20 protein-coding genes, 3 tRNA genes and 2 pseudogenes are annotated in these 21,831 nt (G+C 68.0%); 13 read left to right on the forward strand and 12 right to left on the reverse strand.

Going from position 1 to position 21,831, the window contains the following annotated elements; genetic code table 11:
- Positions 1-50 precede the first annotated feature (50 nt).
- Positions 51-1,237, forward strand: a pseudogene (locus tag BLV72_RS18230) (ABC-2 transporter permease).
- Positions 1,238-1,465: 228 nt separating this feature from the next.
- On the opposite strand, the gene BLV72_RS18235 reads toward BLV72_RS18230, so the two are convergent.
- Together BLV72_RS18235 and BLV72_RS18240 are read right to left on the reverse strand one after the other, a co-directional pair.
- Positions 1,466-2,557, reverse strand: coding sequence for a DUF1152 domain-containing protein (locus tag BLV72_RS18235; RefSeq protein ID WP_093463500.1), 1,092 nt, complete (start codon positions 2,555-2,557; stop codon positions 1,466-1,468).
- Between the two features lie 140 nt (positions 2,558-2,697).
- A complete protein-coding gene (locus tag BLV72_RS18240) occupies positions 2,698-4,056 on the reverse strand; it encodes an MFS transporter (RefSeq protein ID WP_093463502.1) in 1,359 nt (452 codons plus the stop codon).
- A 327-nt stretch (positions 4,057-4,383) separates the two neighbouring features.
- Between BLV72_RS18240 and BLV72_RS49950 the strand changes: the two genes are divergently transcribed.
- Positions 4,384-5,034 (forward strand): hypothetical protein, encoded by a 651-nt coding sequence (locus tag BLV72_RS49950; RefSeq protein WP_244320833.1) that lies wholly within the window; start codon positions 4,384-4,386, stop codon positions 5,032-5,034.
- Positions 5,035-5,038: 4 nt separating this feature from the next.
- Here the strand turns inward: BLV72_RS49950 and BLV72_RS18250 are convergent, their stop codons facing one another.
- The 5 genes from BLV72_RS18250 to BLV72_RS18280 all read right to left on the reverse strand — a co-directional run bounded on the left by BLV72_RS18250 (position 5,039) and on the right by BLV72_RS18280 (position 11,284).
- Positions 5,039-5,821, reverse strand: coding sequence for a hypothetical protein (locus tag BLV72_RS18250; RefSeq protein WP_093470418.1), 783 nt, complete (start codon positions 5,819-5,821; stop codon positions 5,039-5,041).
- A 377-nt stretch (positions 5,822-6,198) separates the two neighbouring features.
- Complete coding sequence (locus tag BLV72_RS47345; protein ID WP_167746374.1) at positions 6,199-9,144, reverse strand: tetratricopeptide repeat protein; 2,946 nt, start codon at positions 9,142-9,144, stop codon at positions 6,199-6,201.
- An 854-nt stretch (positions 9,145-9,998) separates the two neighbouring features.
- Positions 9,999-10,412 carry a hypothetical protein gene (locus BLV72_RS18270; protein WP_093463503.1) on the reverse strand — a complete coding sequence of 138 codons (414 nt, stop codon included), beginning with the start codon at positions 10,410-10,412 and terminating at the stop codon, positions 9,999-10,001.
- On the reverse strand, positions 10,406-10,831 hold the full coding sequence (locus BLV72_RS18275; RefSeq protein ID WP_093463505.1) for an ATP-binding protein: 426 nt from the start codon (positions 10,829-10,831) through the stop codon (positions 10,406-10,408). Before BLV72_RS18275 ends, BLV72_RS18270 begins: the two co-directional genes overlap by 7 nt.
- A 45-nt stretch (positions 10,832-10,876) precedes the next feature.
- The gene (locus BLV72_RS18280; protein ID WP_093463506.1) at positions 10,877-11,284 is read right to left on the reverse strand and encodes an NUDIX hydrolase; all 408 of its coding nucleotides are present in this window, start codon (positions 11,282-11,284) and stop codon (positions 10,877-10,879) included.
- A 111-nt stretch (positions 11,285-11,395) separates the two neighbouring features.
- Here BLV72_RS18280 and BLV72_RS18285 point away from each other — a divergent pair, with 111 nt between their 5' ends.
- The 11 genes from BLV72_RS18285 (at position 11,396) to BLV72_RS18335 (ending at position 18,584) form a co-directional block, all read left to right on the forward strand.
- Complete coding sequence (locus tag BLV72_RS18285; RefSeq protein ID WP_093463508.1) at positions 11,396-12,181, forward strand: GntR family transcriptional regulator; 786 nt, start codon at positions 11,396-11,398, stop codon at positions 12,179-12,181.
- Between the two features lie 184 nt (positions 12,182-12,365).
- Complete coding sequence (locus tag BLV72_RS18290; RefSeq protein WP_030836282.1) at positions 12,366-12,716, forward strand: SCO3933 family regulatory protein; 351 nt, start codon at positions 12,366-12,368, stop codon at positions 12,714-12,716.
- A 5-nt stretch (positions 12,717-12,721) separates the two neighbouring features.
- Positions 12,722-14,098: an FtsK/SpoIIIE domain-containing protein gene (locus BLV72_RS18295; protein ID WP_093463509.1), complete on the forward strand. Its 1,377-nt coding sequence runs from the start codon at positions 12,722-12,724 to the stop codon at positions 14,096-14,098.
- Positions 14,099-14,179: 81 nt separating this feature from the next.
- A complete protein-coding gene (locus BLV72_RS18300) occupies positions 14,180-14,389 on the forward strand; it encodes a hypothetical protein (RefSeq protein ID WP_093463511.1) in 210 nt (69 codons plus the stop codon).
- A gap of 24 nt (positions 14,390-14,413) precedes the next feature.
- Positions 14,414-15,010: a DUF2637 domain-containing protein gene (locus BLV72_RS18305; protein WP_093463512.1), complete on the forward strand. Its 597-nt coding sequence runs from the start codon at positions 14,414-14,416 to the stop codon at positions 15,008-15,010.
- A 12-nt stretch (positions 15,011-15,022) separates the two neighbouring features.
- Entirely contained in the window at positions 15,023-15,208 is a 186-nt protein-coding gene (locus tag BLV72_RS18310) for a mobile element transfer protein (RefSeq protein ID WP_064457207.1), read from the forward strand.
- Positions 15,209-15,221: 13 nt separating this feature from the next.
- Positions 15,222-15,416, forward strand: coding sequence for a hypothetical protein (locus BLV72_RS18315; RefSeq protein WP_093463514.1), 195 nt, complete (start codon positions 15,222-15,224; stop codon positions 15,414-15,416).
- A gap of 24 nt (positions 15,417-15,440) precedes the next feature.
- The gene (locus BLV72_RS18320) at positions 15,441-15,740 is read left to right on the forward strand and encodes a hypothetical protein (RefSeq protein WP_093463515.1); all 300 of its coding nucleotides are present in this window, start codon (positions 15,441-15,443) and stop codon (positions 15,738-15,740) included.
- A gap of 165 nt (positions 15,741-15,905) precedes the next feature.
- Positions 15,906-17,198, forward strand: a complete 1,293-nt coding sequence (locus BLV72_RS18325) for a replication initiator (protein ID WP_093463517.1) — start codon at positions 15,906-15,908, stop codon at positions 17,196-17,198.
- The gene (locus BLV72_RS18330; protein WP_093463518.1) at positions 17,191-17,370 is read left to right on the forward strand and encodes a helix-turn-helix domain-containing protein; all 180 of its coding nucleotides are present in this window, start codon (positions 17,191-17,193) and stop codon (positions 17,368-17,370) included. The genes BLV72_RS18325 and BLV72_RS18330 overlap by 8 nt, the downstream gene beginning before the upstream one ends.
- Entirely contained in the window at positions 17,370-18,584 is a 1,215-nt protein-coding gene (locus BLV72_RS18335; RefSeq protein ID WP_093463520.1) for a tyrosine-type recombinase/integrase, read from the forward strand. The genes BLV72_RS18330 and BLV72_RS18335 overlap by 1 nt, the downstream gene beginning before the upstream one ends.
- A gap of 105 nt (positions 18,585-18,689) precedes the next feature.
- Here the strand turns inward: BLV72_RS18335 and BLV72_RS18340 are convergent.
- From BLV72_RS18340 to BLV72_RS18360, 5 genes and pseudogenes are all read right to left on the reverse strand, one after another.
- Positions 18,690-18,763: transfer RNA gene (locus BLV72_RS18340), tRNA-Phe, on the reverse strand.
- Between the two features lie 4 nt (positions 18,764-18,767).
- A tRNA-Asp gene (locus tag BLV72_RS18345) sits at positions 18,768-18,842 on the reverse strand.
- A 202-nt stretch (positions 18,843-19,044) separates the two neighbouring features.
- Positions 19,045-19,866, reverse strand: a complete 822-nt coding sequence (locus BLV72_RS18350; RefSeq protein ID WP_093463522.1) for a DUF1684 domain-containing protein — start codon at positions 19,864-19,866, stop codon at positions 19,045-19,047.
- 174 nt (positions 19,867-20,040) lie between these two features.
- Positions 20,041-20,116: transfer RNA gene (locus tag BLV72_RS18355), tRNA-Glu, on the reverse strand.
- An 81-nt stretch (positions 20,117-20,197) separates the two neighbouring features.
- Positions 20,198-21,789: pseudogene (locus tag BLV72_RS18360) on the reverse strand (metallophosphoesterase family protein).
- Positions 21,790-21,831 lie beyond the last annotated feature (42 nt).

Here is a 21,831-nt window from a genome sequence, read left to right on the forward strand (position 1 = left end):
CCGGGCCACGTCGTGCGGTATGCCGGGATTGTCCGTTCTAGCGTGGGTGTATGGCGGACGACGAAAGCGGCGAAGACGCGGGCGGGGGCGACGCGGGCGGGGGCAGGGGCGACGCGAATGAGGGCAAGGGCGGGGGCAAGGGCGACGCGAGCGAGGACAGGGGCGCGCCCGACGCGGGGAGGGGTAGGGGCAGGGCGGACGCGGGCAAGGGCGGGGCGGACCGGCTCTCCCCGTGGGCCCGTTTCAAGCACACCCCCTTCTTCCCCGCGACCGTCATCGTGCTGCTCATCTCCGCGGGCGCGGGGCTCTTCGCGGGCTCGTATACCTTCGCCTTCGCCAATCCCACCCCCGGAACATCCCCACCGCCATCGTGATCACCGATGACGACTCCGCCGTGCGGAACCAGTTCCTCACCGGGATGGAGAAGGCCCTGAACGCGTCCCTCAAACTGCACCCCTACCCCAGCTATGCGAAGGCCCGCTGGTCCCTGGAGGAGCAGCGGGTCTTCGCGATCCTGCGGGCGCGCGACCATGGCGTCGAGCTGGATGTCGCGGGCGCGGCGGGGGCGACCGTGGCCCAGGTGCTCAGCCAGGCCGGTGGCAAGGTGGGCCGGGCCTCCGGGGTGCCCGTCACGGTCAGGGATCTGAAGCCGCTGCAGCCCGGCGACCCGCGCGGACTCGCGGTCTTCTACATCTCCCTGGCCGCCACGATCATCGGCTTCCTCGGCGCCATCCAGCTCAGCGTCAACGCCGCCGGGCTCAATCCGGCCGAGCGGATCGGCTTCAACCTCGCGTACGCCGTGCTCGGCGCCTTCTCTATCGCGGCGATCGTCGACTGGGGGCTGCGGGCGCTCCGGCTCCCCTTCGCGGAGTCGTGGGCGATCCTGGCGTTGACGATGTTCACCTCGGGGCTGGTCTTCTCCATGTTCAACGTCCTCTTCGGGCGCTGGGCGCTCCTGCCCACCTGGGGCGTGATGGTGATCCTCGGCAACCCGTCCTCCGGCGGCGCCGTCTCCTGGCCCCTGCTCCCCTCACTCCTGGGCACCATCGGCCGCTGGCTCCCGCCGGGTGCCTCGGTCAACGCCCAGCACACCGCGATCTACTTCCCCCACCACCAGCACCCCTTCCCCTTCCTGGTGCTGGGCGGCTGGTGTGTGGTGTCCGCCGTGGTCTTCTGGACCTGGCGCCACCGCCACCCGGGCGGGCGGCCGCCGAGGGCGACGCCGACGCGGTGCTGAGGGGGGGTGCGGCGGGAGCGGTGCAGTGGGGGCGATGCGGTGGGGTGCGGGCGCATAAAAAAGTCCCTCCCCCGAAGATCAGGGGAGGGACTTCTCCAAGGAGCGCCGAGCAGGCCTTGCACCTACATCCCTCGTTTGGAGACGAGTATCTTTCCTTAGACGACCGACGCATCAACTCCCGCCCCGTTGGGGCGGCGTTGCGAGATCAACTATAGCCCATCCGGGCGATCACAGCCGCCACAGCGGGGCGTCGTACCGCTCGGGCTGAGTTCCGATCAGCAGGGCCCGCAGATCCGCGCGTTGGACACCGCTCAGGCCCAGGGCCTCGGTGAGGCGGCGGAAGGTGGTGTGGCTGACCCCGCGGGCGCCGGCCTCCTCCGCGAAGCGGGCGACCCCGGCCAGTACGGCCCTGGGCCGGAACGGGCCCTCGGCCGCCGCCCCGAACCGCGCGGCCTTCTCCCGCTCGTAGTCGATCTCCGAGTATCCGCAGAGGTCCCGGCAGTGCCGCTCGGCCTCGGCGAGACCGGCCGTATCGGCGAGGGCCCCGGCGAGCCCATTGCGGCGGAACGCGGCGTCGAGATCCGCCTGATGGACCACGGGCCCGTCGTCCGTCAGGGGAATGGTGAGCCCCGCGTCCCGGACCTCGCACAGCCCGCGCACCCCGCGCGCCGTGGCCGTGAGCATGCCGGTGGCCTCCGACGGATGCCACTCCATGACGGGGCCGATGGGCGCGACGTCCTCGGCGGTGAGCGTATGGACCACCGGCCCCAGCCGTTCGCGCAGCACCTCCGCCGGGATCTCGCCGTCCAGCCCCGGCCCGGCGACCAGCAGCCGGATCTCCGCGGTCACCTGCGCACACGCGGCAAGTGACAGCGCGTCCCCGAGCGGGCTGCGCAGCGTCGGCTCATCGCCTCGCGCGAGGATGTCGCCGCCCACGTCCAACAGGTCGATCGAGGCCGGGGCCAGGTGCTCGATCAGCTCTTCCAACTGCCGGACCATGCCCTCCACCCCATGGTGGGGGTCGAGCAGCGCGAAGGTGTGCGGCAACTCGGCGGCCAGCCGGGGCAGTGTGGACCCGGCCGGCGCCACCGGCCGCGCGTCCTTGGGCACGGCGTAGACGCTCGGCGTGAGCGCCCGCAGACCGGTGAAGTCGGCCGCTCCCCGGGGCCCGGGGACGGGGTCGACGAGCAGCCGGTCCCAGGCGTAGGTCAGGACCACCGCCCGGTCGTCGGCCGTCCCGGGCCCGTACAGAGCCCGGTCGATCACCGCGGCGGCAACGGCGTCCCCGCCACCTCCCCCCGCCACGATCAGCCGTGTCATCAGCCCAGCGTACGGCCGGAACGGCCGATACCGTCGTACTTCGGGCGCGCCCCGCCCAGCCGTCGCCCCGCCCCGGCCGCACCGACCTCACCGGCGGCGGGCGGGCCTCACCGGCGGCGGGCGGGGCAGGGCGCGGCCGGTCAGGAATGAATCGGCGAGGAATCGGACGGCTTGGTTTTCTCTTCCGCCTCGGCCTCCTGCCGGGCCTTGCCGTCCCCGAGGACGTTCGGGTTGGTCTCGGGGGCGGCCGCCACGGCGAAGACGGTGACCAGGCCCATGCCGATGAGGAACAGCGCGATCGGCCAGGACGCGCCCGACCAGGCGAGCAGCGCGGTGGCGACGATGGGGGAGAACCCGCCGACGATCATCGACGCGAGCTCATGCCCCAGGGCGAGCCCGCTGTAGGCCACCCGGCTGGCGAAGAGTTCGGTGAAGAACGCCGGCTGGGTGCCGATCATCGCCCCGTGGCCGATCACGACCGCCACGAAGATCGCCACGAAGATCAGCACCGGATTGCGCGAGTCGAACAGCGCGAAGAACGGATACGCCCAGACGATCACCGCGATCGCGCCCCCGATATACACCGGTCGGCGTCCGACGCGGTCGGAGAGCGCCCCGAACATGGGCATCGCGAACGACTCGAACAGCATCCCCACCACGAGCGCGGCCAGCACCACGCCCTTGTCCACCCCGATCTCGGACGCGTAGGAGAGGCTGAAGGTGAGGAAGAGGTAACTCGCACCGGTTTCGGCGACCCGCGCGCCGAAGGCGATCAGGATGGACTTGGGGTGGGTGCGGATGACGTCGAGAAGCGGTGGGGCGGACTTCTTCGGTTCCGACTCCTTCTCCTGGAACGCGGGCGTCTCCATGATCCGGAGCCGGATCAGCAGTCCGACGGCGGTCAGCAGGATGCCGACCACGAACGGGATGCGCCATCCCCAGGCGAGGAAGGACTCCTTGGTGGTCACCTCCTGGGCCAGCGCGTAGGCGGCGGCGGAGAGGACGAACCCGAGCCCCACGCCGGTCTGGCTCCAGGCCGAGTAGAAGCCGCGGCGGTGGCTCGGCGCGTGTTCGCTGACGATCAGCACCCCGCCGCCCCACTCGCCGCCGACCGCGATGCCCTGCACGACCCGCAGCGTCACCAGCAGCACCGGCGCCCAGACCCCGACGGTGGCGTAGGTGGGCAGCAGGCCGATCAGACAGGTCGCGACGCCCATGATCACCAGGGTGGTCACCAGCATCGACTTTCGGCCGATCCGGTCCCCGAAGTGCCCGAAGATGACGCCGCCCAACGGCCGGGCGAGGAACCCCACCGCGTTGGTACCGAAGGCGGCGATCGTCCCCACCAGCGGATTGAAGGTCGGGAAGAACAGGGTGTTGAACACGAGCGCGGCGGCCGTGCCGTAGAGGAAGAAGTCGTACCACTCCAATGCGCTACCGAACAAACTTGCGATCGCTGCCTTGCGTACTTCGCTCGGGGTGCCCTTCACGTCTGCCATATCGGCTCTCCAATGGCCGCTTCGGATGGGATCAAGACCTGCGGCTCGGTTGTGTTCGGGGATTGTTCGCCGCTGGTTCTTGTGGCGGGAATGGCGACGTTCCGCTCACCGGGACGCGGGCGGGAACCGGCGACCCGCCGCCCTTCAGACGCGCTGCACCCGTACGCCCCTCACGCTTCCCTCGTGCGTGCGATTTTCGTACTCACCGGTCTTGCGTTCCGCTTCGCCTGGTCACGCTCTTCACGGTGTCGGTCCCGTCCAGGGGCCCACGACGGAACGTGGACACACACGCGTGGAAGGCTCGTCATCGCTGCCGCCGCCCTGACCATGGCTCTGACGCCAGGCGCAGCGTGGGCAGCACAGGACGGCGACGACCAGACGACCGGTCCCCACCGCCCCGAGGCGTCAGTCTCCCGTGAAGACCCCCGGACCGACGAGGGGGCGCCCGGATACGAGCTGGTCACCCTGCCCAATGAGAACGTCCCGAACTTGCAGCAGCGCACCGTGTACTGCCCCGAGGGCAAGAAGGCCATCGGCGGCGGCGCCGAGGCCCGCGGCAACGACGCCATCCTCGTCGGCAGCTTCCCCACCGACGACGGCAGGGGCTGGATCGGCCTGGGCCGCCAGACCACCACCGACAACGTGGGCATCAGCTCTTCGTCATCTGCGCCTACGTCTGATCGACACGCGACGCGGCGGAACCACGGCGACGCGGCGACCACCGCAACGAAGAAGCCCCCTCCGGATGACCCGGGAGGGGGCTTTGCCCTGATGAGGGCTGCGGTGGCTGGGGCCGGGGTCGAACCGGCGACCTTCCGCTTTTCAGGCGGGGTGCGGTGGCTGCCTGGGCCCGCTTCGCCTGGGTGGGCGGTCCGCTGGTGTCCGCTGCTGGCGTCGGCGTATGCGGCCGTTGGCGTCACGGCTGGCGTCAAGCGACGCATGCCGAGGTCGAGGGGGCACGGAGGCGGCGACCGTTGACCCGTCACGCTGTGTTGTGGTCCATCATGTCGTCCCGGATCTGCTCGTAGCGTTGCTGCGCCTCCCGGACCATCGACACCAACAGCATCACTGCGATCAGGCAGTGCCCTTCGCTGAGGTGCTCCAGCGGCAAGCGGTGCACCACAGCGTGTCGCGACAGTGCTGTGGGCACCGGATCGTCATTCTTAGCCCACCAATCGGTGTAGAGCGTCACAAGAGGCGCCAGCACATAGTGGGAGTGTGCGAACAGCCCCCCTGGGTCTTGCTTGGCCACGTCCGTCAGGTCCTTGTACTTCGCCCGACGGGTCAGATGCGACATCTCATAGATCAGATCCTCGGAGCCGAGGAGGGCGAGGCACGCGGCCGCCTCATGGTGTCCGTCGGCCAGGGCTGCAAGGGCCTTCTCCGCTACTACGGCTGTGTCGCCGAGCCAATCGTCCGTGCACTCGTCGAGCTTCTCCCGACACAGCGCGATGATCTCCGCGCGGGCGTCGATCAGGACTTGGAGCTTCTCCTCGTGGCTGTGGCTCATCGTGGCCAACCTTCGGAGCACGTCTGCCGACGGCACCCAAGCCACCGGGATCCCATGCGAACTGGCCAAGGCCCGTAGATCGGACAGCGAGACGCCACACCCCCACCAGTTCTCATGCCGGACCACGGGATAGAACGGGCTCATGGGCAGGGGCCCATGCTTAGTGGAGTCGTATGTGTCCCACACAGCCGGGAGCTCCCGCAGCTCCTTCAACGAGATCTGGTTGCGACCGGCGGCCGGATCGATGAACGTCATGCCAGACATCTTCATCTATAACCGGACTGATCAATGTACGAACGGTGAAACGGGAGGGAGTTGAGGACTGGAGCTGACGCGCACGGAGGCTGTGGACACCTCAGCGATTGCGCGACGTTGGGCGGAGGGGACTTGCGCGAGAGGCCGACCGTTTCCGCAGGCCATGAGCTTGGGAAGCACCGGGCGGTTGACATCCAGGAGCGTGCTGACCTGGCAATACGCCTGTGGCCTTGTCAGGACGACGGGCTTGAGGTGACCGCTGGTGGCCGTGGTTCCCCGCCCGTTCTGGCACACATATGGCACGGCCAACGGCCTCGCACGATTGGTTGGGAAGGTAGCCAGGTTTTAGTGACAGAGCGATGACGCCCTCCGCCAGCTCACCGCAAGGGCTTTTGTCGATGGCCTAGCCAGGGCAAAGAACGTCTCCTGCCCTGGCGCTGTGCGGCACGCTGCGCTTCCTCGACGCTGCGGCGGCTGCTGAGGGTGTCGGGGTGGTTGGGGCCGAGGATGCGTTCGCGGTCGGCTGCGACGGCTTGGTGGAGGGTGATGGCGTCGTCGAGCCGATCGGCTGCGCGATAGGTGATGGCCAGGCTGTATCGGCTCCTGAGGGTGTCGGGGTGGTTGGGGCTGAGATTGCGTTCGCGGTCGGCTGCGACGGCTTGGTGGAGGGTGATGGCGTCGTCGAGCCGATCGGCTGCGCGATAGGTGATGGCCAGGCTGTATCGGCTGCTGAGGGTGTCGGGGTGGTTGGGGCCGAGGATGCGTTCGCGGTCGGCTGCGACGGCTTGGTGGAGGGTGATGGCGTCGTCGAACCGATTGGCTGCGCGATAGGCTCGCGCCAAGCAAGTGCGTGATTCTAACGTGGCGGGGTGGTCAGGCCCAAAGACTCGATTCCGGTCATCCAAAACTTCCTGGTGAAATCTCAAAGATTCATCGATGCGGCCAGCGTCCTCATAAGCGTGAGCGAGGCCATGGCGAGCTGCCAAGGTGTGTTGGTCATCCGGGCCCAGGACACGCATACGGCCCTCCAGAACGGCCTCATAGAGAGGCAATGCGTCTTCTTTGCGCGTCGCCTTAGAGTATGCGCGAGCAAGGCATTGCCGAGCAGTCAATGTTTGTGGGTGATCCCCCCCTAGATATTTTTCGCGATCCGCTAGGACGGCTTGGTGAAGAGGTAGAGAGTCATGGATTCGACCTGCTTCCTGGTATGCGTGGGCCAAACTGTGGCGAAAGTCTATGGCGGAGCGGTGATCAGGGCCTGTAGAGCGTTCTGCTGCTGCCAAGATCGATTCCAGGACAGACACTGCCTCGCTATGACGCCCGGCTGCCGTATAAGCACGAGCCAGACTATGCCGCAGGACCAGAGTGCCGGAGTGCTCACTGCCGAGAAGCCGCTCACGTTGGCGCACCAGGGCCTGGTGGATTTCAATCGCCTCTTCTAGACGCCCTGACGCCTCGTATGCCGAGGCAAGTTCCTGGCGAGTTTGGAGGGTCTTCGGATCGTCAACGCCTAGTACACGCTCGCGGTCAGCGCTAACTTCTTTGTATAGAGCAATCGCCTCGTCGAGTCGCTTCGACGCCTCGTAAGCCGATGCCAGGCAATGGCGGGCCTCCAATGTCCGGGGATCACTTGGGCCAAATAGCCTCTGGCGATCTGAAAGGACAGCTCGATGAAGATCAATCGCCTTTGCGTGGTGCCCCGAGGATTCGTAGGCGTGTGCGAGGTTGTGGCGCGAGGTGAGTGCACTTGGGTGGTCTGGACCCAAAATGCGTTCGCGATCAACTAAAACAGATTCGTGAATCGCCAGCGCTTCCGTCGTACGCCCCACGCGGTTGTATATGTTGGCGAGGCAATTCCGATTCGTTAGGGTTCGCAAATCGTCTGTGCCGTAAACTCGCTCATGTTCAGATAGAACCATTCGGTGTAACTCTAGCGCTTCATCGAGTTGACCAGCTGCGCTCAAAGCATGTGCAGTGTTGTGAAGAGCTGAGAGGGTGAACGGATCGTCGCGACCAAGGATTCGTTCGCTATCGATTGCCAAAGCCGCCGCTATGGAGATAGACCGAGCATTCTCTAGGACGTCCGCGAGGAACTTATGAACCCATGAGCGGACGTGAAGCAGGTCAACTTCCCACGATCTTATTTCCCCGTCTTGGCGCGCTGAGTGGGCAGTCAGCGCGATAACCTGCTCGCAGAGGTGTAGGCCACTGCCCCGTCGCTGCCAGGCGTTGCCGCCGGGAAAAGTGCATCCCCGCAATCGTGAGACAAGTCGAGCGATGGTCTCGTCAATTGTCTCTTTTTCTTCCTCCCTGTCCCGTAGGACTCGCTGCACGAGTCGGTGCATCATTACACTGCCGTGATCCACGCTATATGTGATCAGGGATGCTTCGGCGAGACTTCCGAGGGCCCTATCCAAGTCAACGGGAGTGATGTCATCAAGAAGTTTCCGCAAGAGGGGCCTTTGGACGCCAGCGGAGGATAGGAAGGAGAGAACCTGGAGAACGGAGTGAATTGCCTCGATTGACTCGCTGCTTTCAGCCTGTTCAACAGACAAAAGAATGGTTTGTGCCGTGCTGAGAGGGTAGGAATCTCCGCGTGCCGCGCTCAAGGTGTGAAAAATTGGTGCTGACCGCACCTGATTCAGGTATTCGCGGTACGTGTAGCCGCGGATAGTAATTAGCCACGCAGCTTGTGCTAGAGCGAGAGGAAGATATCCAAGCTCCTCTGCTACCTGGGCAGCACCGTTTGGGTCATCAAGGTTTGTGCGTGAAACAAGATAGTCTTTAGCCTGTTCAGGTGTGTAGACTGACACGTCAATGGTCTGCGCCGCGTTATAGAAAGCGTGATGGCTCGTAGTGATTACGACGTGTGTTCCACCAGTTGCCGGAATCCATGCAAGAATTTTCTCCGGATTCTCGGCATTATCAATAACGACAAGCGCACGCTCGGTGGTGGTCTCCAGGAAATTCCGGGCTGCGCGTGCCGCCGCAGTGGAGTCCTGATTCGGAGAGCGGACGCCGAGCAGTTCGGCTAGACTCGCAAGACTGGAAACTAGCTGTTCAGGATTCTCACCGTTCAGCCACGCCACCACTGGCCATTCGTCGTTAATGCATTCACGGGCGTATGCGGCAGCTAGATGAGTTTTGCCAACTCCGCGCAGGCCGGTCAAGGCATGTACGGCGGTTGGCGAGTTTTTGATGGCTACTTGTCGAAGATTCTGCAGTAGGTTGGTTCGCTGTTGATAACCAGGAGGTTCACGCGGAATCTCTCCCAGCCTGATTACTTTTGGGGGCATCGCCCCCGTCTCATTATTGGGTTCCATGTTCTGCGAGGATGAACTTCCTGGAGGGCCGAAAGTGAATGTAGCTCCCTGGAAATTGACTCCGCCATTTCCTGCTGAGAAATTGAAACCGGAACCTCCAACGCTCTGTTGTGTGGATCCACCAGTGTCAGCGTTCCGTGCGTCATCGGAGGGGTCGTCTGTTCTGGATGATTGATCGACCACTGACGGGGCCCAGGCGCCGATAAGGCCCCCGACAACGCTTCCGACTGCGGTACCTATGGCAATCCGGTCTGACGCTTCTCCAGGGAGAAACAGGTATGCAGCACCTACACATACTGCTAGGACGCCTACGGCCACGCTGATGATGATCAGCCACTTGCTAGTGCGAGACACCGGTCCCCGCCCCCATGTGCTACGTGCAGCCAGAGTGAGGAAGCATTTTCGCAGACGATGAGCGCCTGCGTCTCGAGTCTTGCAGAAGCATGCTCTGATTGACGGGTGGTAACCAGGGGAAGCTGGCACGGCTGACGCTGGTCTGCGAGTAGGAGTGAGGTCGGCGGAGCGGGTTTGGGCTGGAGCTGCTTTGGGGCGAGTGATCATGGCCCCGTAAGCTTGCGGCGCGTCGGGCAGTCTGTGGACCTGCCCGCTAAAGCACGACGTTGGGGCCATGATCTTAGAGGCTCGCCCCAAAGTGGCTGCCTAAAGCCGTGGAGCCGACCGCCCCAGCCACGACGTACCCCTTCTCTGACATCAGGCGGCTGATCGCTGTGTGCGCGGCACGGGCGGCGGCCGGGCTGGAGCGGGGCGGAGACAGGAGCGCAGGCCCGGCCGGGGGCCGGGCCGCGCGCGGTGAGCGGAGCGAGCCGCCTTGAACCCGTAGAGAAGGTTGTAACTCAGTAGCTGTTGGCCTGGTGTCGGGCGATCTTGTGTGTGGTGGGGCAGCTGAACTGTTCGGCGCATGCCGGAAGGCGTCGGGATTCGCGGTGGGCGAGGGGTAGGAAGATGACCGGCCGGAGGTTCCATTCGATGTGCGTGTCTTGCTGGGCGAGGGCGAACGTGGCCGCTTCTCCGTTGGCCAGAGCGCTTTCGGCCTCCTTGTGGCCGTAGGTGATCCAGTCCCATGCCTTGTGGGCTGTTTCGCGGTCGAGTGCTGAGGCGATGGTTCGCACGGTGACGCGGATCCATCGGGTGGCTTCGCTCGGGCTGTCGGTTTCGATGGAGGCGAGCAGGATGGAGCGGGGGCCTGTGGCTGGTGAGCGGGTCCAGCATTCGCACCAGTAGCCGGGTCGCAGTAGGGGCCTCAGCATGTGGTGGCTCCTGCCTCGGGTGCTACGAGCTGGGCGGTGACGGTGCGGCCGTACTGGCCGCCGGTGATGTCCAGGCGGCGGGCGAGTGCCATGACGATGGTTAATCCGCGGCCGTGGGTGTCGTCCGGATCGGCCTCCGTGGAGTGGGGTTCTTCGGGGTGGCCTCCCTCGTCGGTCACGGAGATCGCGACGGTGCGGAGTGAGAGCGACAGCGTGAGTTGGAAGGTGCCGTAGGGGGTGCCGCTGGCGGTGTGGGTAAGGGCGTTGCTGCCGAGTTCGCTGACGATCAGCTCGGCGTCGTCGGCGCAGGGGTGGTTGCTGAGGATGTCGCGGGTCCAGCGGCGGGCGCGGGTGACTTCTTCTCGGGATCCTGGGCACATCAGGCCCCAAACTCGCGGAGCACTCATATACTCGTCCATACAAGTTCCTTCGTGCTGGTAGAGGCTATGGGTCGTGGGTGCGTGCTAGATGAGTCGTACGCCGTCGTGGGCGCGGATGGCCGGCGGGCTGGTGTTGTCGAGCGCGTCCAGGACGCGGATCGCGTATGCCTCGTCGGCCAGCTCGGTGACCTCGTCGCGGGTGGCCCAGCGCAGGGCGCGGGTTTCCGCTCCGGTGGTCGGGGCGCCGTCGAGCGCTTCGCAGCGGAAGACCAAGGAGACGATCAGGCCGGTCATGTTCTTGTAGACGCCGGTGAGGGTCGCGGGAAGCGCGATCTTGATGCCGGTCTCTTCGAGGACTTCCCGTTGCAAGGCGTCGGGGATGGTTTCCTCGCGTTCGAGCACGCCGCCGGGCGGTTCCCACTTACCGTTATCGCGTCGCTTGATCAGCAGCGCACGGCCAGCGTCGTCGACGATGACTCCGGCGACGCTCACGGAGTGCGGGCGCTCAGTGCTCACGTTCCTCGGCCCTCTCGGCTGGCTAGGCTCTCCACCGTAGCAATCCCGGTCAGCCGCTCGTCTAGATACCTAAAGGAGTATGTGCGAATGCCTTCTCTGACCTCTGTTCTGGGTGTATTGGACCCGACGAGCGACCGGGCGGTGTTCCGGCAGATCGCCGATGCGCTGCGGGAAGCGATCGACAAGGGCCGCTTCCGGGAGGGCGACAAGCTGCCTTCCGAGACTGAGCTGGTCGACCACTTCGGTGTCTCGCGGATGACGGTGCGCAACGCTCTGTCGCTGCTCCAGCAAGAGGGGCTGGCTGTGTCCGAGCATGGCAAGGGGGTCTTCGTGCGGCCCCGGCCGCCTGTGCGGCGGCTGGCTTCGGATCGCTTCGCGCGGCGGCATCGGGATCAGGGGAAGGCTGCCTTCACCGTGGAGGCCGAGGCGGCGGGGAGTCGTCCGGAGGTGGACAGCCTGGAGGTGAAGGAGGAGCGGCCGTCGCAGGACATCTCGGCCCGACTGGGCTCGCCTCGTAAGGTGCTGGCCCGGCGGCGGCGGTATCTGTTGGATGGGCGGCCGGTGGAGTTCGCCACCTCGTATCTGCCGTTGGACCTGGCGCGGAACACTCCGATCGCGCAGCCCAACCCCGGCCCCGGTGGCATCTATGCCCGGCTGGAGGAGATGGGGCACCGCCTGGATCACTTCGATGAGGAGATCCGGGCCCGGATGCCCTCGCCTGCCGAGGTGCGCACGCTTCAGCTCGCCTCCGGGGTGCCAGTGATCCACCTGGTCCGGACTGCCTACGACAGCGAGGGGCGGGCGGTGGAGGTTTGTGACACCGTGATGGCCGCCGACGCGTACGTCCTCGCTTACCAGCTTCCTGCCAACTGATGCATGGCAGGGGCATGGTGGCCCCGGGCTGCTTCTTCTGCCTCGTACGCACGAAGACGCATACTCGTATAGACGAGTGGGCAAGCTGTGTGGCATGGTGGTCCCCGTTCCCGCCCGTTCGGGTTCGAGGGTCGCAACTCATCTACATAAGTAGGTGGGTTGAATGCGAGATGAGGAGAAGTAGTTGCGTTCCATCCGAGTTGAGACCTCCGGTGCCACGGTCCTGCTGACCGAGGCGCCGGAGCCGAAGGTGAAGGACCGGCAGACCGGCGAGATCGCCAAGGACGCGCAGAGCGGCGAGACGCTGATGCGGCTCGGCGTCGTCTACATCGACGGCGGGGAGTCCTCGCTGCTTCAGGTCACCGTGCCGGAGAGCGGCGTGACGGAGGGGTTGGCCCTCGGTTCCCCAGTCACGCTGATCGGGCTGATCGCCCGGCCCTGGGACACCGTGTTCAACGGGCAGCAGCGTCACGGGATCGCCTTCCGGGCCGAGGCCATCGCCCCGGCCGCCATATCGGTCGGTGCGGGGGCCTGAGCCTGATGGCTGACGTGATGACGCTGATGGAGGTGGGTGGTCCGGTCGCCGCGACGGTTGGCGGGGCCGCCTACCTCCGGGCCCGGCACCCGGCCGCCTACTGGTCCACGATCGGGATGCCCATCTCGACGGCCCGGCTGCTGGGGTCGTACGGGTCGGTGATGGACGCGTGCGGGCTGACGGTGCCGCCATCGCGGCTGCGGGCCTGGGCGGTCCAGACGCTCACCCATCGGGAGGTCCGGCCGGTGCCTCCGCGTCGGGGGCTGATTCGTCCGACGTCGACTGGGCTGCGGGTTCGGCTGCGGCTGGCGCCAGGGCAGGAACCGGCGGATGTGGCGGCCTCGGCTGAGCGGCTGCGGCATGCCTGGGGCGTTCACGGCGCGTATGTGGAGGAGGTCAAGCCGGGTGTGGTCGAGCTGCGGCTGATCGGCTTCGACGTGCTTCGGAAGGTGCGGATGCCGCGCAAGACCGGTGGCGGCTTCCTGAAGGTGCCGGTGGCGCTGCGGGAGGACGCGACGCCGTTCGTCCGGGACTACCGGGCCATCCCGCACCAGCTCACCCTGGGCGCCACGCTGTCGGGCAAGTCGATGTTCCTGCGGCACCTCATCGCCGGGCTCGCCCGGCAACGGGTAGCGCTGGTGGGGATCGACTGCAAGCGGGGTGTGGAGCTGGCACCGTTCGCTTCACGGCTCTCGGCCCTGGCGACTGATCCTGTGCAGGCGGCGGAGCTGCTGCCTGTGCTGGTCGGGTTGATGGAGGACCGGTACGACCTGATCAAGGCCCGGCAGGGCATCGCTCCCAGTACCCCGGATGAGGAGATCACTTCTGATGTCTGGGGGCTTCCGGAGAATGAGCGGCCGGTGCCGGTGGTGCTGCTCGTGGACGAGGTGGCCGAACTGTTCCTCGTCGCCACGCGGAAGGACGAGGAACGGCGGGACGAGATGGTCACCCAGCTCATCCGGCTCGCCCAACTCGGCCGCGCAGCGGGCATCTACCTGGAGGTGTGCGGGCAGCGGTTCGGCGCCGAGCTGGGCAAGGGCGCCACGATGCTGCGGGCTCAGCTGACCGGCCGGGTCTGCCACCGCGTGAACGATGAAGCCTCCGCCAAGATGGCGCTGGGCGACATCGCCCCCGAAGCGGTCGGCGCTGCCTGCGCCATCGCCCCGGAACGGCCCGGTCTTGCGGTCGCGGGGGACACGTCCGGCGGCTGGTCCCGCATCCGTCCGCCCCATCTTTCGCTCGCCGATGCTGCGGCCATCTGCCGCGACCATGCCTATCTCGTGCCGGACCTGCCCGCGCTGGAGCCGTTCCGGCCGGACGTGCCGGCCGTACCGGTGAGCGCTCCGGCGTCCCTGCTCAAGCCGCTTCCGGCTGCCGAGTAATCCACCCCGTCTGACGGCTGGCGCGACCGCATCGCGCCGTGTCCCTACCCCCGCCATGCCTGAAACCGAGAGGCAGTCCCTGTGTCCCGTCCCACCATCTCCGAAGTCTCCGCGCTCCTCGCCGACTTGGCCGACTTCCGCACACGCGGCGCCGGGAGCAGGGCCGAGCTGATGAACCGCAAAGCGGAACTGTTGGAGCGCATCGCCGCTGCCCAGCCCGATGACGTTGAGGCCGCTGAGGTCGCCGCCGCTGCTCGCGCCCGTGCCGACGAACTCACCGCAGACGGCTGACTGGACCGGAAGGAGTTCCCACCCATGCGCGCTTACCTGGCGCGGGTTGACGCGGTGCTCGTGCAAGCGGTCATCGCGGCCGCGTTGTCCTTCGCCCACCTGCATGACCTGGCCTCGGCAGCCGGACAGGACGGGTGGAAGGCGTGGGCCTACCCGGTCTCCGTCGACCTGTTGCTTGTGGCTGCCTGGAAGCGGCTCCGGTCGGGGGCGTCCAAGGCGGCGGGATGGTGCTGGTTCGTTGTCGCCCTGGCCGCGTCGCTCGGGGCGAACGTCGCCACCGCCGGGTTGCTCGACCTGGCCGACGTACCGGACTGGCTGCGCATCCTCGTTGCCGGATGGCCAGCCGTCGCCTTCCTCGGCGGAACCCTCCTCGCCCACACCGCGCCAGTGCCCGAAGCCGCGTCGGTTCCGGCCGCACCGGAAACCGCGGGGCTACCCGTCGCCCCGGAGTCCGAGCCGGAAACGCCCACGCTGCACGTTCCGGCCGCGCTGGTGAACCACGCGCGCAAGCTCGCCGACGATCACCACGCCCGTACCGGATCGCCCATCGACCCCGAGACCCTGCGCGCTCGCCTCGGCGTCCCGACGCCGTTGGCCGACGCCATCGCCTCCCGCCTCTGACAGGAGTCCACCATGCTCCGCCGCTTCCGCAACGTCATCCGCATCGGCCCGGTGCGCGTCGGCACCGCAAACGACCAGCGGGGCCAGGTGAAGCACACCGCCGTGTGCACCGCTCCCCGTTGCGACTTCTCCGCCGACTACGACACCCGCGCCGCCGCCGAGCTGGCCGCCCGTACCCACCGCTGCCCCATCCGCTGAAAGGAGATCGACCGTGACCGTCAGTCTGCCCCTGGTCCTCGTCCTTGGCGCCGTCACCTGGATCGCGATCAAGTTCATGGGCGTCCGCCTGTGGGTCGCCGTCGTGATCGCGCTGTTCGGCTTCTGGCTCGCCCACACCGGGCTTGCGCCCTCCGTGGAGTCCGGTACGCGCTCCGGCGTCGACTCCGTCAACGACCAACACGACTAGACGAGTAGCTGAGAGGAGATCGCGGTGTTCCGACCGAAGTACCCCGAGGCCCCCACGCCGTCGATCGTCCACCCCACCGCTGTCCCGGCTGCCCAGCACAGCCCCGCCCCGGCCTGCTCCTGCCAGCACGCCCCCGCCCCCGCCTCCGCTCCAACTCGCCCGGCCGGGGCCTTGAGCGGGCTCAACGCAGGAACGGTCGGCGCCGTGGTCACGGTCGGCATCGTCCTGACGGCCCTGCTCGCCGCTGTCGCTGTCACGGCCGTCTCCGTCGCCGTGGCCGCCGTGGTCATGCGCTCGCTGCTGGCCAGCCAGCGCCGCCGCTGATCCCGCTCGAACACGACTGCCGGGGCGGCCTCGATACCGCCAAGCATCCGCCGCCCCGGCAGCCCAACCCCTCCCGACCCAAGAGCCGAAAGAGGAGAGCCCATCATCACCCGCACCACCCCACCACCGCTGCCCGAACTGGGCAGCCTGGCAGCACTCGGCACCATGCCCGCACTGCTCCGCCAACTCTCCGGCCTCGGCGGCTGCACCAACCCCATCCGCCTCGACGGCCACCGCACCGAACACCACCTCAACCAAGACACCGGTGAAATCGGCAGCGTCCTCCGACACCTGGACTCCGCCGAACTGCCCGCCGGGCAGCTCCTGGTCCGCTGCAACAACCGCCGCATCACCCGGTGCCCGGCCTGCGCCGAGACCTACCGCCGCGACACCTTCCACCTGATCACCGCCGGACTGCGCGGCGGCAAAGGCACCCCGGAAGACGTCGCCACGCACCCGCGCGTCTTCGCCACCTTCACCGCGCCCAGCTTCGGCCCGGTCCACAACCGGCCCACCGGCCCGGCTGGCACGGTCCGTCGATGCCGGTGCGGCGTTCGCCACGACCAGGAGGACGACGCGCTTGGTACGCCGCTCGCGCCGGACAGGTACGACTACGAATCCGCGATTCTCTGGAACGCTCACGCTGGCCTGCTGTGGCGGCGGTTCTCGATCTACCTGCGGCGGGAGGTCGCCAAGCGGGCCGGGCTCACACAACGGGCCTTCCGCGAGCACGCCCGGCTGTCCTTCGCCAAAGTGGCCGAGTACCAAAAGCGCGGCGCCGTCCACTTCCACGCCGTGATCCGCATCGACGGCCCCGGCGGCGGCCACACTCCGCCTCCGACCTGGGCCACGGTCGAACTGCTGACCGACGCTATCGAGGCGGCTACGCCCAAGGCGCAGGTCGCCGGACCGGTCATCGACGGGCGGGCCCACACGTTCGCCTTCGGCGACGAACTCGACGTACGGCCCATCCGAGGCGCCGACTTCAGCAGCGGCCAGGAACTGACTGACCGGGCCGTGGCCGCGTACATCGCCAAGTACGCCACCAAGGGCGCTGAGACCGCGACGGGGGCCCTGGACCGGCCCATACGGCTCATCGCCGAAGTCGCCCAGCTCGACATCAGCGAGCACGCCCGCCGCCTCGTCCGCACCGCCTGGGCGCTCGGCGCCCGCAAAGACCTGGAACACCTCCGGCTGCGGGCCTGGGCTCACATGCTCGGCTTCCGGGGCCACTTCTCCACCAAGTCCCGCCGCTACTCCACCACCCTCGGCGCACTCCGCGACGCCCGTGCCGCATGGCGACGTGCCCAAGCTGCCGCCGAGCTGGAGCAGGGCGGCACCACGCTCGTACTCGCCCACTGGGCCTACGCCGGAACCGGCCTCACCCCCGCCGAGGAATGGCTGGCGGCCACGATCACCCCCGCTCCCGGAACGGATGGAGAGCCAACCCATGGCTGACGAACTGCTCACCGTGCCGGAGGTGATGGCCCGGCTCAAGATCGGTCGTTCCACGGTCTACGACCTGATCCGGTCCCGGCGCCTGCCCTCCATCACCATCGGCCGCGCCCGCCGCGTCCCGGCCGCCGCACTCCGCGACTTCATCGACCACCAGATTGCCGAGGCCGCCTGATGCCATCCCAGCGCAAGCGCAACCCCAACGGGGCCGGAACGATCATCAAGCGCAAGGACGGCCGCTACGAGGGCCGGGCGTATGTGATCACGGCGTCCGGCATCCGTAAGCGCAAGTCCGTGTATGGCGAGACGTGGGAGGAGGTGCACCGCAAGCTGATCGATCTACAGTCCCAAGATCAGAAGGGGGTGCCCCTGCCCGACACCGATTCGACGGTCGGCGAGTACCTGGCCTACTGGCTGGCCGAAGAGGTGGCGCCCAACCGGCGGCCCAAGACGTACCAGGGCTACGAAAGTGTCGTGCGCGTTCACCTGGTCCCCGGCCTGGGTGGCAAGAAGATCCGTGACCTGCGTGCCCAAGAGGTCCGGGTCTGGCTCAACCGGGTGCGCGAAGAGTGCCAGTGCTGCAAGAACGGCTGGGACAAGGAACGGGCGAAGCCGCAGTGCTGCGCCGCTCGCCGCTGCTGTGAGCGCAAGCTGTCGGCCCGCATGGTCCAGTCGATTCACGCCGTGCTGCGGAACGCCCTGGAGCACGCCGTCCGCGAGGAGCTGATCATGCGGAACGTCGCCAAGCTCGTGAAGACCCCGGCGCCCTCCTACCGGATCGGCAAGGGGCTCTCACCGGCTCAGGCCAAGCTGGTGCTCAAGGAACTCCGGGATCATCGCCTGCACGCCCTCTACGTCCTGGCGCTGCTCCTCGGCATGCGGCGCGGTGAGCTGCTGGGCCTGCGCTGGTCGGCGGTGGACCTGGAGCGGGGCACCCTCACCGTGCTGACCAACCTCCAGCGCGTCGGGGGAGAGCTGCGGCTTGTCCTCCCCAAGACGCGGTCCTCCGAGCGCACCATCCCTCTCCCGCCCCTCGCGGTCTCCGCGCTCCGCGCCCACCAGGAGCGCCAGGCGCAGGAGCGGGCGGCGGCCGGCATGGCCTGGCAGGAAAACGGACTGGTCTTCCCGTCCCGGATCGGGACGCCGTACGAGCCGGACAACCTGCGCCGGAGCTGGGACCCGGTGCGGAAGCGGCTCGGCCTGGATCTGCGCTTCCATGATCTCCGGCACACCTGCATCACGCTGCTGCTGGATCTTGGGGTCCCGGTGCACGTCGTCCAGCAGATCGCCGGGCACAGCGATCACGGCGTGACCATGCAGGTCTACGCCCACGCCTCGCTCGATGAGCAGCGGAAGGCGCTCGGCCGCCTGGAGGACCGGTTGGCGTAGATCCGGTGATCCGGCGCCGTTGGCGTCAGCCGTAGGCGTCACGGGCAACGAAGAAGCCCCCTCCGGATGACCCGGGAGGGGGCTTTGCCCTGGTGAGGGCTGCGGTGGCTGGGGCCGGGGTCGAACCGGCGACCTTCCGCTTTTCAGGCGGACGCTCGTACCAACTGAGCTACCCAGCCGCAGCGGTCCTGACGGGATTTGAACCCGCGGCCTCCACCTTGACAGGGTGGCGAGCACTCCAAACTGCTCCACAGGACCTTGCGTGTACGAGCACGAGTCTCGCACATGTGGGGTGCGGCCCCAACGGGATTTCCCGCTGTGGATTCGCACTCCTTGCGATATCGAACCGGGGCCTTGATTTTTCTCCGCCGCGTCGTTGTCGCTGGATCAGCGTATCAGACCTCTGACCGTGTCCTGACCGCTCACCGAGGGGTCAGGACACGGCCGGTGCCGGCCCGGGTCAGGGGCGGCCGCCGCGCTCCAGGGGGATGCGCTCGCCCGCCTCGATCGCGACCGGCAGCCGGTTCTCGGTGGGCGGCAGGGGGCAGGTCGCGAGGTCGGTGTAGGCGCAGGGGAGGTTGGTGGCGCGGTTGAAGTCGAGGGTGACGCGGCCGGTGTCGTCGGGGGCGTCGATCTGGAGGGAGCGGTTCGCGGCGTAGGTGGTCACGCCCGAGGTCGCGTCGGTGAGGAGCACCATCAGGCTGCCGGGCCGCTTGCCGTTGAAGGCGGTGAGCCGGAGCGTCTCGCCGGCCAGCTCGAACTCGACCTGGCCGGGCGCGTCGTAGACGTGCTCCAGCCCCTCCACCGCGGCGCCCACGGTGATCGCGCGGGGCTCGTCGAAGGGGAGGTAACGGCCGCCGCGGACCCAGCGGGGGTCGGGTGCGTAGGCGGGGGTGCCGGTGAAGGCGGTGCGGAGGGGGTTGCCGGGGTGGCGGGGGCGGACGATGTCGTGGCCGCCGCGCTTGGCGATCTCGATCGCCGCGTCGCCGTACCCCGCGTACAGGCTGTCCCGCTCGGCGATCACCCCGAAGACGTACCGCCCGTGCACCGCCGTGCCGTCGAGCGTCAGCTCCTCGCCGTCGGCCAGCTCGACGACCACGCCCTCCGGGCCGCTGGACCAGGCCCCGGGGGCGTCCTCGAACCGGGCCGGCTCCGGGCTCAGCCAGTGCAGGCCGGTGATCGCGAGAAAGCCGTGGGGGTCGGCGAGTGCCTGCTCATGGGCGCGGTGCCACCGCTCCCACTCCTCGGCGAAGCTGGTCCGGTCGACGTCCTGGACGGTCATCTGCGCTCCCTCGCATGCGTGGGTTCTGCGGCGGGTCCGTTGCGTACAACCCTGTGGGGGAGGAAGTCATTCCGGGGGTTCTGGGAGTTCCGCGGATTGTGGGGTTCCGGAGCGCGTGTGCGCATAAAAAAGTCACCGGCAGGTACGTTCTGACCTGCGGTGACCAAAAGAAGGTGGTGCCCCCAACGGGATTCGAACCCGTGCTACCGCCTTGAAAGGGCGGCGTCCTGGGCCACTAGACGATGAGGGCCGATGGCCCACCTGGGCGCCTTGCGGCGCTTTCGGGGACGCGAGAAGCATATGGGATGCCGGTGAGGTTCGCCAAAACGGTTTACGGAGTGGTGGGCGTCGGCGTCGCTCCCGGGCGGTTCTCGGCGGGCAGATGACGGCTGACCTCGGCCTTCGCCAGGCCCAGACCGCCCAGATCGATCTCGTCCCACGCCTGGAGCCGTCGCGTGTCCCGGTCCAGATAGAGGACCGACGCCTGCACCGTGTCCGGTGTGCCGTCGTCCACCGCGCGCAGCCCGCTGCCGCCCGTCGACCCCTCCGTCATCAGCCGGGTGCCGCCGGGGAGCACCTCCGTACGGCGGTGATGGACATGGCCGGTGAGGGCGAGCGGCACCGTGCCGTCGGTCTCCCGGGCGGCGATCGGGTTGTGGGCGAGGGCGATGTCGACCGGCGCGCCGGTGGCCTTGCGGTCCCGGATCGCCTCGGCCAGCCGTCGCCCGGCGCTGTGCTCGGCCGCGTCACCGGCGGCCGCGCTGGAACGGTCGGGGGTGAACTGCGGATCGCCGATGCCCGCGATCCGCAGCCCGGCGACGTTGATCACCTGGCCGTTGTCCACCACATGCGCCCCCTTGCGTCGGGCGAGGTAGCGCTGGGTCGACGGCGAGTCGTGGTTGCCGCGCACCCAGACATAGGGGGCGCCGAGGTCGGAGACGGGGTCCAGGAAGCCGTTCTCGGCGGCGGTGCCGTGGTCCATCGTGTCGCCGGTGTCGATGATCACGCTGACCTTGTACTGCCGCACCAGCGATTGCACGATGTGCCACGCGGCCGGATTGAGATGGACGTCCGAGATGTGCAGCACCCGCATGGTGGTCGGATCGGGCTGATACGCGGGGAGTGTCGAGGTCGCCTCGTAGAGCTGGGTGACATTGGTCACCAGCCGGGCCAACTCCCGTTGATATACGTCGAAATCGCTCACGATGCTGCGCGCGTTGCCGACCACCGAGGGGGCGCTGGAGAGCAGCCCGGAGTAGCGCGGCTCCAGGACGGAATTCGGGTTCCAGGTCGCGTAGACCGCGCCCCCGGAGGCGGTCAGCAGCGTGAGCGCGAGCCCCCGGCGGCCAGCGCCCGGCGCGGGCGGCGGTAGACCGCCAGGCCCAGCGCGGTGGCGCCGAAGACGACGGCGACGCAGGAGCGGACCGCGAGGCCGAGGGTGCCGCGGGTGACATCGCTCGCGACCTCGTCCTGCAGCCCGGAGAGCCGCTCGGGGTGGTCGACGAGGGCCTGGGACCGTATGGGATCGAGCCGGTCCACATCCACGTCCAGGCGGAGCGGGGCGTGGTGGCTGTTCAGCTCGAGCGCGCCGAGCGGGGCCACGTTGATCTTGGTGCCGCCGGTGAGGGACGGCCGCAGCGCCATCCGGGTGTCCATGGGACCCACGGAGATATGGACGCTGCCGACCACCAGCAGTCCGATCCAGGCGCCGAGGACGGTCACGGCGGCCAGCCCGGCGGCGCGGACGAGGGGGCGGGGGCCAGCGGCGGGGTCGAGTGCCGAGGGGTCGAACGCCGCGGCATCGGGGGAGGGGGAGCGGGAGGAGGTCTGCGAGGGGCGGCGGAAGCGGCGAAGGAGGGAGACGGCCGCGGTACGTGCGCGCTGGGCGGTGGCACGGAGCAGCCGGAGCGGTTCGCGGGCCATTGCTCCCGTATGCCCGGCCGTACGGGGGCGTATGCCTGGGCG

This window comes from Streptomyces melanosporofaciens (assembly GCF_900105695.1).
Classification (GTDB): Bacteria; Actinomycetota; Actinomycetes; order Streptomycetales; family Streptomycetaceae; genus Streptomyces; species Streptomyces antimycoticus.